Genomic DNA, 226 nt, shown 5'->3' on the forward strand with positions numbered 1-226 from the left:
ATACTCTGCCAGCAAGGCATCTGCGGACTTGTTAGTGCGGGCATATTATGAAACTTATGGATTGAATGTTAACATTACTCGTTGCTCGAATAACTATGGACCTTATCAATTTCCAGAAAAACTGATACCACTGATGACATCAAATGGTATGGATGGAAAAAAACTGCCAATCTATGGTGATGGCAAGAATATTCGCGATTGGCTGCATGTTTCGGATCACTGTCAG

At 40.7% G+C, this 226-nt stretch carries 1 protein-coding gene; it reads left to right on the forward strand.

Annotation, left to right across the window (positions count from 1 at the left end; translation table 11 throughout):
- A partial coding sequence (locus FD20_RS12850; RefSeq protein ID WP_157060951.1) for a GDP-mannose 4,6-dehydratase occupies window positions 1–226 on the forward strand: 226 nt, incomplete at both ends.

Origin of the sequence: Liquorilactobacillus uvarum DSM 19971 (assembly GCF_001434935.1) — a bacterium.
Taxonomy (GTDB): domain Bacteria; phylum Bacillota; class Bacilli; order Lactobacillales; family Lactobacillaceae; genus Liquorilactobacillus; species Liquorilactobacillus uvarum.